This is a genomic window from Pseudomonas sp. PWP3-1b2 (assembly GCF_049896045.1).
GTDB lineage: Bacteria > Pseudomonadota > Gammaproteobacteria > Pseudomonadales > Pseudomonadaceae > Aquipseudomonas > Aquipseudomonas antarctica_B.
On the sequence record NZ_JAFCTN010000009.1, the window covers coordinates 19,379 to 32,816 of the forward strand.

General features: G+C 56.9%; 11 protein-coding genes. 7 read left to right on the top strand and 4 right to left on the bottom strand.

Features of this window, described 5'->3' with window-relative positions:
* Nucleotides 1-29: 29 nt before the first annotated feature.
* Genes ACP7A2_RS08355 through ACP7A2_RS08380 form a run of 6 tightly spaced genes read left to right on the top strand, consistent with a single transcriptional unit; the run spans nucleotide 30 to nucleotide 5,333 of the window.
* Entirely contained in the window at nucleotides 30-1,295 is a 1,266-nt protein-coding gene (locus ACP7A2_RS08355) for a DUF2142 domain-containing protein (RefSeq protein WP_426133838.1), read from the top strand.
* Nucleotides 1,292-1,918: a hypothetical protein gene (locus ACP7A2_RS08360; protein ID WP_426133839.1), complete on the top strand. Its 627-nt coding sequence runs from the start codon at nucleotides 1,292-1,294 to the stop codon at nucleotides 1,916-1,918. Before ACP7A2_RS08355 ends, ACP7A2_RS08360 begins: the two co-directional genes overlap by 4 nt.
* Before the next feature lie 14 nt (nucleotides 1,919-1,932).
* Entirely contained in the window at nucleotides 1,933-3,042 is a 1,110-nt protein-coding gene (locus ACP7A2_RS08365) for a DegT/DnrJ/EryC1/StrS family aminotransferase (RefSeq protein WP_426133840.1), read from the top strand.
* Nucleotides 3,036-3,980 carry a glycosyltransferase family 2 protein gene (locus tag ACP7A2_RS08370; RefSeq protein ID WP_426133841.1) on the top strand — a complete coding sequence of 315 codons (945 nt, stop codon included), beginning with the start codon at nucleotides 3,036-3,038 and terminating at the stop codon, nucleotides 3,978-3,980. Before ACP7A2_RS08365 ends, ACP7A2_RS08370 begins: the two co-directional genes overlap by 7 nt.
* The gene (locus ACP7A2_RS08375) at nucleotides 3,967-4,920 is read left to right on the top strand and encodes a WxcM-like domain-containing protein (protein WP_426133842.1); all 954 of its coding nucleotides are present in this window, start codon (nucleotides 3,967-3,969) and stop codon (nucleotides 4,918-4,920) included. Before ACP7A2_RS08370 ends, ACP7A2_RS08375 begins: the two co-directional genes overlap by 14 nt.
* A complete protein-coding gene (locus ACP7A2_RS08380) occupies nucleotides 4,920-5,333 on the top strand; it encodes a GtrA family protein (RefSeq protein WP_426133921.1) in 414 nt (137 codons plus the stop codon). The genes ACP7A2_RS08375 and ACP7A2_RS08380 overlap by 1 nt, the downstream gene beginning before the upstream one ends.
* 93 nt (nucleotides 5,334-5,426) lie before the next feature.
* Here ACP7A2_RS08380 and ACP7A2_RS08385 read toward each other — a convergent pair whose 3' ends face one another.
* The 4 genes from ACP7A2_RS08385 to ACP7A2_RS08400 all read right to left on the bottom strand — a co-directional run bounded on the left by ACP7A2_RS08385 (nucleotide 5,427) and on the right by ACP7A2_RS08400 (nucleotide 11,270).
* A complete protein-coding gene (locus tag ACP7A2_RS08385) occupies nucleotides 5,427-6,836 on the bottom strand; it encodes a hypothetical protein (RefSeq protein ID WP_426133843.1) in 1,410 nt (469 codons plus the stop codon).
* Nucleotides 6,837-7,031: 195 nt separating this feature from the next.
* The gene (locus ACP7A2_RS08390; RefSeq protein WP_426133844.1) at nucleotides 7,032-8,630 is read right to left on the bottom strand and encodes a hypothetical protein; all 1,599 of its coding nucleotides are present in this window, start codon (nucleotides 8,628-8,630) and stop codon (nucleotides 7,032-7,034) included.
* Between the two features lie 59 nt (nucleotides 8,631-8,689).
* On the bottom strand, nucleotides 8,690-9,580 hold the full coding sequence (locus ACP7A2_RS08395; RefSeq protein ID WP_426133845.1) for a DMT family transporter: 891 nt from the start codon (nucleotides 9,578-9,580) through the stop codon (nucleotides 8,690-8,692).
* Nucleotides 9,581-9,644: 64 nt separating this feature from the next.
* Entirely contained in the window at nucleotides 9,645-11,270 is a 1,626-nt protein-coding gene (locus tag ACP7A2_RS08400; RefSeq protein ID WP_426133846.1) for a methyl-accepting chemotaxis protein, read from the bottom strand.
* Nucleotides 11,271-11,658: 388 nt separating this feature from the next.
* Between ACP7A2_RS08400 and aceK the strand changes: the two genes are divergently transcribed.
* A complete protein-coding gene (aceK, locus tag ACP7A2_RS08405; RefSeq protein WP_426133847.1) occupies nucleotides 11,659-13,368 on the top strand; it encodes a bifunctional isocitrate dehydrogenase kinase/phosphatase in 1,710 nt (569 codons plus the stop codon).
* Nucleotides 13,369-13,438: the final 70 nt, after the last annotated feature.

A 13,438-nucleotide genomic window follows, 5' to 3' on the forward strand; every position in this document is an offset into this window, starting at 1 on the left:
TTTTTTCGATTAAGCATGGAGGCCTGATAGTGAATAATGAAAGTCGAACCTGTAGTGCTACAGGCCTATCTGACTCCAGTTGGCAGTGGATACTGGCAGTGTGTTACTTCTTGCTGGTAGCAGCGTGGTCGTTGGGCATTGCCTTTAATGGCGGGCCGGATGAGTCGACGCATTTTTTCTTGCTGGAGTTTCTGAAGAGCGCTCATGCTTTACCGCTCGCTTCTGAGCCGCACGAGGCATTCGTCGGTGCGATATCCGGGCACACATGGCAAAAAGGTGAGTTCTGGTACCACGGGCTGCCGTTTCCTCACCTGTTGGGCGCATTAGCGACCACCTACGTCAGCAGCTGGCTGGTGTCACCCGATATGCTCTATCTGGGGGCTCGCAGTTTCAACTGGCTTTTGGGGGGCGTATTCATCTGTGCGCTTTTCCGCACGTCGCGCGCCAGTGGTTTGTCGTCAGTCATGTCGGCCTTAATCGCCGCCATTGTCGCGCTGATTCCCCAAGTAACGTTCGTGTTCTCCTACCTCAACAGTGATGCTTATGGGCTGGCGAGCATTGCGCTATTGATAAGCACACTGACGCACTTCATCCAGTCGCCCACCCGAAAGCGAGCCCTGTATTTTGGGCTGGCGATTGGCCTGATGTTGATGGCCAAGCTGTATTTCATTCCGGCGCTGGTGTTCGCTGTGGTGATGCTGGTATCGGTTCGGGTGTTCAAGAACAAGCAACTACTTGTGCACTTGCCAACCACCCTAATTGCCGCTGCGGTGTTGGCCGCACCGATGTTGATAGTGGTTTATCACACCTATGGCGAAATCTCCGGCATCTCGGGACAGATTGAATTCGTGAACTTGCACAGGCTCAATCCGGCAGCGGGGTTTGGTACCTGCTACTTCCTGTGCGGGCACGATTTCTTGAACACCGGTAACGTGTGGCCCTGGCTGGGGCTGACGTTTAAAAGCTATTTTTCGGTAACGGGCTGGATGAACCTGTTCCTGCCTAACGCCTATTACCAACTATCAGCGTTTGCGCTGATTGGGGTTATTGGCGTTGCGATTGATCAAATCAAACCCTTGAACGTGACCGAGTCCAGGCAGGACATTTTGTTGGATTACGTTTTGCCACTCGTCATGATTGTTGGGCTGTTTCCCGCCATGACATTGTTCAGCCTAATTGCTTCGCAAAACTCACTCCCGCAGCCGCAGGGCAGGTACTTGTTCGTGACGATTCCCTTTTTGGGGCTTCTTCTTTCCTTAACCGCCAAGCGGCTGGTAGAAAGGATGGTCAAATGACTGCTCATGAACGTATAAACAACAGTGCTGTAAAAAAAATCAGCATCGCTCTGGGCGTGTTACTGATCTTTATGGTGTTGAGCAACCTGCTGAGTTGGAGTGCCAATATTACCGCCGCCGCTAACTTGAAAGGGTCGGTAATCGGCGCTGCGATCCAAAACGCTTTTTATCAAAGCCTCGGCAAAGGCGCCACGAGCAAGTTCTCACTGGCTCAAGAGGAAGTCTTCAGCCGGCTGGTTGTTCCGGAAAAAACGCCGGCGTATCTGACCTTGCCGCGTTCTGCCGACTCAGTGGCGATGGGCAGTATTGATCAGGGCTTCAAGGTCGACACAGGCTGGAAACTCAGCGGTTGGACCTATGTGCCGGAGAGCGTAGGCACACCGGAGTTCGTGATTGCCGTCGAAGATGAAAAGGTTATTGGCGTGTTGGCGATCGATGTGGAGCGACCGGATGTCGCCAAAGCACTCAATGCGCCAAGTGCGTTGCGCACCGGCTATTCGGGCCAGATAACAAGCCAGCTTGATACCGAGGGTTGCAAGGTAACGCTCTACACGCTCACCTCATCTTTGAAGCTTTTGGCAATGCCAAGCCTGTGTGACAAGGCCAACCATTCAGCTCAGTGACCTAGGACTTTTTTATGGAAAATATTGTTCTTTTCTCAGCTGTAAAGGCAAACGCTGGCCTTGATTTCCTCACACCTCTGACCGCTGTATTGGACAGCCACTGGTACGTCCTGGGGACCGAGGTGAAGCTGTTCGAGCAGGCATTCGCAGACTACGTGGGTATCAAACACTGCATCAGCGTTGCCAATGGTTCGGATGCACTTGAGCTCGCGCTGAAGGGGCTGGGCGTTGAAAGCGGCGATCGCGTCGTGGCGGTGGCCAATGCCGGTTTCTACGGCAGCACGGCGATTCATGCGGTGGGTGCGCAACCTCTCTACGTAGACATCGATCCGTCCAGCCTGACGATCTGCCCCAAGGCGTTTGCGGCCGTGCTCGACAGCAAGCCTGCCGCCGTGATCGTTACGCACCTCTACGGTCAACTGGCCAACGTCGAGGAAGTCGTGCGTATCGCCTCGGCTGCCGGCGTTCCGGTGCTGGAAGATTGCGCCCAATCCCATGGTGCCCGACGCAATGGCAAACGGGCTGGCAGCTTCGGCACCGTTGCGTGCTTCAGCTTTTACCCGACCAAAAACCTGGGTGCCCTGGGTGATGGCGGTGCGGTGGTCACCGATGACGACGCGCTCGCTACCCGCATCCGCCAGTTGCGTCAGTACGGCTGGAGCCAGAAATACCATGTGTCCATCCCGGGTGGCCGTAACAGTCGACTGGACGAAATGCAGGCTGCGATCCTTCGCGTAAAACTGCCGCATCTGGACACCTGGAACGAGCAACGTCGTTCGATCGCAAAACGCTACAACGCCGCCTTCGCAGCGCTGGATATGCAACTGCCATGCTCCACCGGCGAAGATTACGTGGCCCATCTCTACGTTGTGCGTGTCAAGACGCGAACCGAATTTGCCGCGGCCCTGAAAGAAAAAATGGTCAGCACCGACATTCATTACCCAGTCGCCGACCATAAACAGCCGGCCTATGCGGTCGTGAGCCCGCAAGCGTTGAATGCCACCGAGCACGCGTGTGAAACGGTCATTTCGCTGCCTTGCTATCCAGGCCTGACGGGCGAAGAGGTCGAGCGCGTGATTGAGGCCGTCACCGCTTACTTTTCCGAAGGGAAACAACCGTGCTGACCTTGGTTATCCCCGTCTATCGCAACGAGAGCAATCTTCCCGATTTGCTTCTCGCCATCGCAGGCCTGAATACACAGCTGAATAACGACCTTGAAGTCGTGTTCGTTGTGGACGGCAGTCCTGACCGTTGCTATGAGATTTTGCGCGAGACACTGCCTTCGCAGCCTTTTCGGGCCAAGCTGATTTTGCTGTCGAAAAACTTTGGCTCGTTCATGGCTATTCGTACCGGGTTACAAAACGGCACGGGCGATCGATTTGCAGTCATGGCCGCGGACCTGCAAGAGCCGCCCGAGTTGGTGCTCGAAATGAATCGCGTGCTGTTGGGCCAGGATACCGATGTGGTCGTGGGCGTTCGCGAAGGTCGGCAGGACCCATGGGCCAGTCGCATGGCGTCGCAGCTCTTTTGGGGGCTTTACCGCCGTTATGTCATCCCGGAAATTCCACCGGGCGGTGTCGACATGTTCGCCTGCAATCGGGCTTTCAGGGACACGCTGCTCACCCTGGATGAGCGGCACAGCTCGCTGATTGCGCAGATTTTCTGGTTGGGTTATCGCAGGAAAGTCGTGACGTACTGCCGCCAGGAAAGAGTCCATGGCACGTCGGCCTGGACCTTGCGCAAGAAAGTCAATTACCTGATGGACAGTGTGTTTTCCTTCACTGACTTGCCTATCCGGTTGCTGACCCGCGTCGGCGCTTTCGGGTCGGGGCTGGCTGCGATGTTCGGCTTATTCACCCTGGCGGCGAAGTTGCACGGCATGATCGACGTGCCGGGCTACGCGATGATCATGCTGACCATCACTTTTCTGGGCTGTTTGAATCTTCTGGGGCTGGGGATCGTGGGTTCCTATGCATGGCGTACCTACGAAAATACAAAGAATCGCCCACTGGCCATACCCATGCGTGTTGAAGATTTTGGAGGCAAGAATGAGCAGCGCTAAGGATTTTTTCGTCCACAGCCATGCACTGTGCGAGTCCGACAATATTGGCAAAGACACGCGTGTCTGGGCGTTCGCGCACATTTTGCCAGGCGCCACCCTGGGCAGTGAATGCAACGTGTGCGACAACGTGTTCATTGAAAATGATGTGATCATCGGCGATCGCGTCACGCTCAAGTGCGGAGTGCAGGTGTGGGACGGCATTACGATTGAAGACGACGTCTTCATTGGCCCGAATGCAACCTTTACCAATGATCTGTTTCCGCGCAGCAAGGTGTACCCGCAAGCCTTCGAGCGTACCGTCATACGCAAGGGCGCCTCGCTCGGTGCCAATTGCACCATCCTTCCGGGCCTGACCATTGGCATCAACGCGATGGTTGGCGCCGGTGCGGTTGTAACGCGGTCCATCCCGCCCAATGCCATCGTTGTCGGTAACCCTGCCAAAATTATCGGTTACGTTGACGCCAAACCTGTCAGCACCACCCAGGACGCAGCCGGTAATGCAGCGCTAAAACCGGGTGCGGTTCAGACCTCGGTCAAGGGCGTTACGCTGCACACGATGACGGCAGTCGCCGACATTCGTGGCAGTTTGTCCGCTGGCGAATTCGAGCGTACCGTCCCGTTCAAATCGGAACGGTATTTCCTGGTGTATGACGTGCCGACTGCAGAAACGCGTGGCGAACATGCGCACAAGGTCTGCCATCAGTTTTTGGTTGCCGTTAAGGGCTCGGTGCATGTGGTCGCGGATGACGGCAAGAACCGGGAAGAGTTCGTGCTGGACAGGCCGAGCAAGGGTATTTACCTGCCACCCCTGACGTGGGGCATTCAGTACCGTTACTCCCACGATGCAGTGCTGATGGTGTTCGCGTCGCATTACTATGATTCGGCCGACTACATTCGTAACTACGATGAGTTCAAATCGCTGATTGCTGCCGGTCAATGATGCAGGTGTTCAAAGCAGCTGCGGCTAAAATTCTTCAAATGAATATTGCTCGGTTCCTGATCTCGGGCGGTTTTAACACCGTTGTGACCTACGGGCTGTATTTGCTGTTGTTGAATGTGGTGTCTTATACAACAAGCTATACGATCGCGTATGTGGCCGGAATAGTGCTTGCGTACGGCCTGAATCGGTATTTTGTATTCAAGAGCCATCAGGGCATCAAGTCGGTGGCGCTGTTTCCCCTGGTCTATCTGGCGCAGTACCTCACCAGCCTTTTGATACTTTGGGTGTGGGTTGAAAAGCTTGGATGGGACAGCCGTATCGCTCCGTTAATCGCTATTGCGATTACGGTACCCATGACTTTTGTTCTTTCCAGGTATGTGTTCTCGACTACCAAAAGTGATGTCGGCAAGTAAACGGGTCAAGTAAGCGCTCAGCTGCTCGCGGTCACTTGATTGCCTGGATGAAGCTTCAGGGGCCAGGGCCTTGATAAGAGGGGGGCGTGAGCCTTAGCTTTCGGCCTCGACAGCTTTTTTGTTGCCGGTTGCACCCAGGTACAGGTAGATAACAATCACTATGATCAAGGCGACCACGCCGGACTCATAAGACTCCACAGACATCCACGGCCCTTGCCGCCCAAAGTAGTACTGCCATTCGGAGCTCTGTAGCCCCAGCGTGTGCTCGACCGCTGTCTGCGAAGCCTCTCTGAGCCCGAACAGGGTAAACAGAGAGAGTACCGCCAGGATCGCCATGAACACCTGCTGCCGCCAATTAATCTCCATCAGTGCGTAGATCACAATCGCTACCGGAAAGATCCCGATCCACTGCCGGCTCTCGGAGCCAAAGCTCAGAAGTGGAGAGAACAGCGTGAAAATCACCAGCAAACTGATCGGCACGTTACGGTCGCCATTGAATGACCAGCGAACGCAGTAAACGGCAACCAGCAACACACAAAAACCAAAGTACAGGAAGTGCGATATCCAGGGCTTGAGCGGCGCACCGGCGCTTTGCATCATCAAGTTGTCGAGCAGTGGGGGCCCTTGAAAACCTGTCGAAAAATCAATCAGCGTGCGCATTGTCAGAAAGCTGATGCCGACAGTGCAGGCGCCCAGCACCAGGCCTTTCACGCTGAGGCCTCGATACAGTTGCGGGCTGCACGCAATACTCGCCGCTATCCAGGCGAGCAACCCGATAATGACCGATTGAATCAGTATCGAGATCGGTATGAAGCCCACCAGCGCTGTTTTACCCCCGCTGATAATGTGGGTGGCAATTCTCATGTCAGTGATGTCTTTCATGAAGTGATGATAAGCCGCCAGGCCAACCACTAGAAAAACAGCAAATAGCGATTTCTGTAGACGTTTTGAATGGGTGATGTGAAACGTGGTTGTGTTTTTATGCGCGTAAGGAAAGACAATTAATCCAAGTGGAACCACAAACAGCGCTGGAAATAACCAGGCAAACCACGCGCAGATAATATGCAGCGCAATCGTTTTCTGATTAACCCAACACCACAAGGCGATGCAGCAAAAAGGAATGGCCAGGTTATCGCTCAACAGTGGATAGAAAACAGGCATTACCAGGCCGGCCCAACTGAACGTAAACAAGGCCACCGATAAAATTGCTTTATGTGGTGTAACGCCCAATGTGCGCAGGCAACTGAACAAGCAGCCAGTGCCAATGGCCATGCACCCGATGTCAAATAACAGCTGGATGAAAATCAGTGTTTCCTTGCCTTCTCCACGCCAGGCGAAAGGCATCAGCTGAAGGAACCCCGACATTCTGACCAGTCGATAGGGATCATTGGTGATGGGTACACCGGAGGCCAGCATCTGCACGTAGGCCACATAGTCGTTGCCGTCCCATCCGGCGCCGTCATGAAGTGGGATAAAGCCTATCCAGAAGTAGGTCAGGAACATTAACGCAACGACGACTATCGCTACATGTCGGCCGGACAGTCCGTCCAGGTGTCGATTAAAGTTAACCAAAACTGACCCATCCTCATCCATAAATATCTCAGTTACTAGAGCGAGCGCCCCTCTTCAATAGGACGCTATATAACCATTACCGTGCACGCGGGCGGCGAGTTTACAAATCAACTGGCTACTTTTCGATCACTCTACAACCTTTTCCCCGGTCAGTTTGTTTTTCGCTTCTGGAAGCGCTTTATAAATTTGATAAGCCGGCTCGGGAGTAGGCTGCACGGCTTCAAAATGGCTGCGAATATAGTCGTCTATCAAACGGTGCGAATTGGAAAACCTCAGCGCTTCTCGACCGTCCATCGCCATGTTAAAGACCAGTACAAACCCTGGATCGGCTTTTTTTATCCGTTCAATTTCTGCACGCTGAAAGTCATCGGACCGAGGCGACAGTGCGTAAATCTCCCACAGTGGCGCTTTGCGTTCCAGCAAGGGATAGGCGCCCGGCCAGAAGGGCAGTACCAGCACGGTTCTGCCGTCAGGGGCATAACGGTCTGTCAGGTCGCGCAAGAGTTGCACTGCATCGGCGGTGCCGGCGTCCATGGAAAGCGTCGAGCCGCAAACCTCAACCTGCCGCCAGCCGTCCTGAGTGCGAGCGAGTATGCCAGGCTGCCACGCGGCCAGGATGAACAGGCTGATACAGGCCGTGAGTGCGGCCAGTATCAATTTCCACGCCCACGAGTGGAGTGCCGCCAACAGGATGAAGGTGCCCAGCAGCATGGGGTAAATACCCTGGGCGAGGTGGCCGACGTCTGCTCGCGCAAAGGCAAAGTGCGCATACGGCAGGGTAGCGCACGCCACTGCTACCAGTTCAGGGCGCACCGCTTTACCCTGCAGCCGTTGTTTGAACACCCAGCCGAGTGCGCCGATACCGAATGCCAGCAATGCCATGAAGCACAGCCCGACAAGGAACCATCGCGTCTCGATGACAATGCCGGCGGTACCAAAGCCAACGGTCCAGGGCCACGGGATGGGCAGCGGCAGGTTGGTGTTTCCTTGCTCCAGCATGAACACGATCGTGTCGATGAAGGCTGAAAAATAACCGGGTATCAGCAAGCACAGAGCGACGACCGGCAGGTAGCCCACGACAACGCCCGCCACCCAGGCCCGGATGCCTTTGAAGCCAGGGGCCGTGTCGGGCGCCTTGATGGCGAGCCACCCTATGGCTGTCACACTGGCGAGCGCGCCATACACCCCATGATTGCGGCCGAACACCGCCGCGAGGCCGACGATGATGCCCAGCAGAAAGTAGCGTTTTACGCTTGGGTTGAGCAGCAGGTAAGCCAGGCCTGCGACGATGATCATTGAAATGGACATATCAAAGATCTTGTGTCGCGGGTACATCCACGCCATGAGCGCGACGCCTGAAAGAAACAAAAAAACGTACTTTTTCAGCGCGCTTGCGCGTAGCGCAATCGAAAGCGTCCACAGCCCCGCGTACATGCCCACCACCTGAAACACCGCGACGGAGGCGCGCAACGCCATGATTCCCGTATCGCCTGCGAGAGCAAAGTACCCCGCCGACCAGTAGTAGCGGCCAGGGTCGTAGGCCATGAAATCCCGAATGGGTACCTGGCCGGCAATTATCTGCCTGGCGCCGTACCACAGGAACCCTTCATCCCACAGGTTGAAGCTGTCATGGCCTTGCCAAAGAAAATTGCCGATGACGAAAAAAGCCGACAAGGCCAAGAGAACGAATGTATTGACCGCCCGTCCATGTGCAGCGTTATTCATGGTTTATTCCGCGTCATTTCAAAATAGCCTGCACCGTGCCTTTGGTTTTGCCCGCGCAGTCATCTGGCCAGCTTCCCGGCGCGTAACACCAGCCACAACGCCGCCCCGATCAACACGCCGCCATACAGATGCGCCATTGAGAGCGGCTCATCCAGCAGCAACGCGCCCCACAGCACGCCAAATGGCGGAATCATGAAGGTCACCGTCATCGACCTGACCGGCCCGATGGACGATAGCAGGCGGAAGTACAGGATGTAGGCAAACGCCGTACACACCAGCCCCAACCCCAGCAATGACAACCACACGTGCCAGCCGCCCCAGCTCGCCGGCGGGTGGCTGATCGCGCTGTAGGCAAAAAACGGCAGCAGGAACAGCGTGGCGCCGAGCATGCTGCCCAGGGCCGAGAGGCGGCTGTCCAGCCCGCCGCGCTGGTCGAGCCAGCGCCGTGCGAGGAAACCGGCAAAGCCATAGCACGTGGTGGCCAGCAGGCAGGCTAATGCGCCTGTCAGTAATTCCCTGTCAAACGCCACCGGCCCGGCACGGGACAGTACGCCCACGCCGAGCAGGCCCAGGCACACGCCGGCAATTTTTGAGGGCGTGAGGCGCTCACTGAAGAACAGCCCGCCGATCAACACGCCCATCAGCGGCGTAGTGGCGTTGAAGATTGCCGAATAGCCGGCGGGCAGCACTTGGGCGGCTACTGAGTACAGGGTCGCCGGAATCCCGGAGTTGATCACGCCCAGCAGCAGGACGGTCTTGAACTTGCCCTGGAAGTCCCATTTCACGCGCATCGCGGTCAAGATCACCAGCAAGCCGGCAGCGGCGATCGACACGCGGAAAAACGCGGTCGGCACCGTGCCGATTTCTGGCGCGATGATGCGCATGAACAGGAAGCTCGCGCCCCAGATGGCAGCGAGCCCCAGCAAGTACAACGTATCGACAGGTCTCACGGCGCGCGCCTCTGTTAACAAGGCGGCGATTCTTGCCCAGCGGCCTGCCCGACACAATCGCTAATTACAGGACAAACCGGGTTACCAGGCCGTTGAGGTTCACCGCCAGGCGTGACAGCTCCTGGCTGGCGGCCGACGTCTGGGTAGCGCCGGCGGCGGTTTGCGTGGACAGGTCACGAATGTTCACCAGGCTGCGGTCCACTTCACGGGCCACCAGCGCTTGTTGCTCGGCGGCGCTGGCGATCACCAGGTTGCGCTGGCTGATTTGCGAGATGGCGGCGGTGATCTTTTCCAGCGCACTGCCCGCGCCGTTGGCCCGCTGCAAGGTCTGGCCAGCGTGCTCGGCGCTGCTGTTCAGCGCGCCGACGGTGTCCTGGGTGCCTTGCTGGATGCCGGTGATCATCTGTTCGATTTCTTCGGTGGAATCCTGCGTGCGTTGCGCCAGCGAGCGCACCTCGTCAGCGACCACCGCAAAACCGCGCCCGGCTTCGCCTGCGCGCGCGGCTTCGATGGCGGCGTTCAGCGCCAGCAAATTGGTTTGCCCGGCAATGCCGCGAATCACTTCCAGCACTTTGCTGATGTCTTGGGCCTGCGAAGCCAGGCCTTCGGCTTTATTGGACGCGCCGAGCACTTCGTCTACCAGGTTCTGGATCGAGCTGATGGTTTCGCTGATCTGATAATGGCCGTGCTTGCTGTCTTCATCGGAGGCCTTGGACGCTTCGGCGCTGGACACCGCATTGCCCGCCACTTCATCCACCGCCGCGCTCATCTCGTTGACGGCGGTGGCGGCTTGTTCGATCTCATCGTTCTGCGCCTGCAGGCCGCGTGTGCTCTGTTCCATCACCGAACTCATCTCTTCGGCGGCGGAGGCCAGTTGCTGCGCCGAGTCGCTGATGCCTCTTATGGTGGTTTGCAGTTGCGCTTGCATCGCGGCCAGCGCGGTCAGCAATTGCGCCGGCTCATCACGGCCACTCACCACAATGGGTCGGCTCAAATCACCGGCGGCAATGGTGCGTGCCACGGCCAGCGCCTGGGCAATGGGCGTGGTGATGCTGCGGGTGAGTAACCATGCCAGCACCAAGGTCGCAACCAGTGCGCAGCCGATAATCAGGCCGACCACCCATAGGGCGCTGGCATATATATGCGCCGCCGAGTTTGCCGCGCCCTTCACGCCTTTCTGGTTGAAGCTGATCAGGGCCTCCAGGCTTTTGTTGAGCACCGCGCCTTGAGGCGCGATGCGGCGGGTGAGCAGATCAATGGCGTCTTGCTGCTGGCCCTTGTCCACCAAGACGACCAACTGGCTGACGAGGGTGACGTAGGTGTTCACGTCGGCCTTGAGCTGCTCGAACATGGCGCGCTCTTCGTCGCCGCTCAACAGGTTTTCATGGTGCTCAAACAGCGTTTGCAGTTCGCCGCGCTGGCGGGTGATCTGGCTTTTGCTGGTGTCGCGTATGCGCGACTCGTCGGTGGTCACCAGGCGCAGGGATTCCAGGCGGATAACCGCGATGTACGCGGCAGCGTCGTGGATACTCTCGATGTTCGGCATCCACGAATCTTCGATAACCAGCGCACTTTCGCGCAACTTGGCCATTTGCCCCAGGCTGAACATTCCGACAATCACCAGCATACTTGCCAGCACACCAAAACTCAGGCTGGCGCGCAGACCGATCCTCATATTCCTCAATGACATCTTATTGCTCCTTAGACGATTAGAACCTGTTCCCGGATCGGTCTTCTGACCTTGTTAGGGTGGGAAAGGGCGCGCTGTATAGCAAAGTGCCATTGATGTGGTAATCGGGGTTTCCCTTACGCTGTTTCAAAGCGTTTATAAATGTGTAAGGTTGGAACGGCGTCGAGTTTTTCCGGATCAGGCGCAAAGACGCGGGGTAAAGGCTTGCAGGCGAAACGTGAGGCATTTGTGAGTGATTTTTTTTGACCGTTTGGTCTGGTTGTGAAGTGCAAAATAAATGTACGAATTCCAATAACTTGTACAACGTGGCCTGGACAAACTTCTTTCACCTGCCACTCGTTCAGTGGCTAAGCTCAGGGCTTCCCGATGCCCGTTCGAGGTTTCCCGCATGTCGCAATCCGCCCTTGCCATCGCCCGGATGATCCTCGATGGATTTGACGATTACCGTGAGCATTTTCGCCAGATCACCGATGGCGCCCGCGAACGTTTCGAGAAGGCGCAGTGGCAGCAGGGGCAAATCGCTTCAGCGGCGCGCATCAATTTGTACGAGGAGAAAGTCAGTGAAGTGACGGCGCGATTGCGCGCAGGCTTTGACCAGGCGACGTTGCTTGAAGTCGACGCGTGGCCTGAGGTCAAAAGCGCCTACATCGGCCTGATCGACCTGCGCTTTGACGATGAGCTGTCCGAGACCTGGTACAACTCGATCTTCTGTGGCCTGTTCAGCCATGACTTGATCAGCGACGCCTGCATGTTCGTCCACACCACGCGGCCGAGCCTGCGCCGGGCGCGGGCTGCACAAACACGCCTGTACACGCCAGCCGGGAAGATTGCGGAGATGCTCGCGCAGATCTTCGCCGATTACAGTTTCAGCGAACCCTACGCCGATTTGCCCGCCGACCTGCGTCGCCTCGAAGCACAGTTGCGCGAGAACCTGCCCGATTGGGTATGCAAAGACCCGGACCTCAACATCGAGCTGTTCTCCTCGGTGCTCTACCGCAATAAAGGCGCCTACCTCGTAGGACGCCTCTACACCCGCGACGAGCAATGGCCGCTGGCGATTCCGCTGCTGCACCAGGAAGGGCGCGGCATCCAGATTGACGCGCTGATCACCGACGAAGCCGACGTGTCGATCATCTTCTCGTTCACCCGTTCCTACTTCATGGTCGACGTGCCGGTGCCGGCGGAATTTATCGGCTTTCTCAAGCGCATCCTGCCCGGCAAACACATTGCCGAGCTGTACACCTCCATCGGTTTCTACAAGCACGGCAAGTCGGAGTTCTACCGCGCGCTGATCGACCACCTGGCAGGCACCGATGATCAATTCATCATGGCTCCCGGCGTGCGCGGCATGGTCATGAGCGTGTTCACCTTGCCGGGCTTCAACACCGTGTTCAAGATCATCAAGGACCGTTTTTCGCCGTCGAAAAACGTCAACCGCGCCACGGTGATCGAGAAGTATCGTTTGGTGAAAAGCGTCGACCGGGTAGGGCGCATGGCCGATACCCAGGAATTTGCCGATTTCCGCTTTCCCCTGAGCAAATTCGAACCCGAGTGCCTGGCCGAACTGCTTGAGGTTGCCGCCGGTACTGTCGAAGTCGAAGGCGACACCGTGTTGATTCGCCACTGCTGGACCGAGCGGCGCATGACCCCGCTCAACCTCTACCTGGAAAACGCCAACGACGCCCAGGTGCGTGAGGCGCTTGAGGACTACGGCCTGGCAATCAAGCAACTGGCGGCGGCGAACATCTTCCCCGGCGACATGCTGTTAAAAAACTTTGGCGTCACCCGTCACGGCCGCGTGGTGTTCTACGATTACGACGAAATCTGCTTTCTCACCGAGGCCAACTTCCGCCACATCCCCGCGCCCCGTACGCCGGAGGACGAAATGGCTTGCGAACCCTGGTACTCCATCGGCCCACTGGACGTGTTCCCCGAAGAATTCCCACCGTTCCTGTTTGCCGACGCCGCCCAGCGCAGGCTGTTCGACGAGTTGCACGGTGAGTTGTACAACGCCGACTACTGGAAAAGCCTGCAAGAGGCGATTCGCGCGGGCAAGGTCATCGACGTGTTTCCGTACAGGCGCAAAGAACCTCTATAAAACACTGATCTCCTGTGGGAGCTGGCTTGCCTGCGATCGCGGTGTATCAGCCGGAACAGGTGTTGCTGAC